The following is a 708-nucleotide window of genomic DNA, read 5'->3' on the forward strand; positions in this document are numbered from 1 at the left end:
GGCCGTGCCGGCGGGCTCGCCGTCGTCGTTGGAGCGCTGGACGCCCCGGTCCGGGCCCAGCAGGAAGGCACTGCAGTGGTGCCGGGCGTCGTGGAATTCGCGGCGCAGCTCCGCGACCAGGCCGCGGGCCTCTTGCTCAGTTTCCACCCGCCGCAGCACCGTGATGAACCTCGAGCGTTTGATTTCGATCTCGTGCCGGTGCTCGTCGGCTACCGTGGTGTAGCTGCTGCCGGGGGACGGGGGAACCATAGGATCCAGCCTAGTGCGCCCGCCCGGTCCCTTGTCCGGGGGGCTCACGCGTGCCTAGTGTGGGTGCACAGGGCCGCGCCCGCGGTGCGGCCGGAAAGCGCAACGAACGGCGGAACCATGGCGAAAAACCAACCGGAATTCGACCCCCGTGTTTCAGGCGGAAAGGGCCACGGCCCGGCCGCGCCTGAGGGCGTCAACGAAGGCCGGGTCTCGGCCGACCAAGGCGACTCGGCCAACCCCGATCCCGAGAGCCAGAACATCACCGGACTGGAACCCGGCGGTGGCGTTCCGCCCGGAGAAACGCCGCCCGCCGAAGACCAGATGAGCGCAGACCAAGGGCACGAAGAGTAGCGTGCCCGGGCACCAAAGCCCGGAGGAGGCAGGGCACCGAGGCCCGCGGAGGCAGGACGACGGCGGGCCGGTGCCCGGGCAGGACGACGGCGGGCCCGGTGCGGAGGA

General features: G+C 71.3%; 2 protein-coding genes. One reads left to right on the plus strand and one right to left on the minus strand.

Annotated elements, in window-relative coordinates:
- A partial coding sequence (locus AC5RUJ_RS17720) for a YigZ family protein (RefSeq protein ID WP_494156442.1) occupies window positions 1-249 on the minus strand: 249 nt, incomplete at its 3' end.
- A gap of 117 nt (window positions 250-366) precedes the next feature.
- Between AC5RUJ_RS17720 and AC5RUJ_RS17725 the strand changes: the two genes are divergently transcribed.
- Window positions 367-600: a DUF6480 family protein gene (locus AC5RUJ_RS17725; protein ID WP_493999616.1), complete on the plus strand. Its 234-nt coding sequence runs from the start codon at window positions 367-369 to the stop codon at window positions 598-600.
- The last annotated feature ends 108 nt before the right edge of the window (window positions 601-708 follow it).

The organism is Arthrobacter sp. Y3223164 (genome assembly GCF_059091005.1).

What these genes read in the sequence shown, in the direction of transcription:
- AC5RUJ_RS17725 (WP_493999616.1), top strand. Translation starts at nt 367, where the DNA reads ATGGCGAAAAACCAACCGGAATTCGACCCCCGTGTTTCAGGCGGAAAG.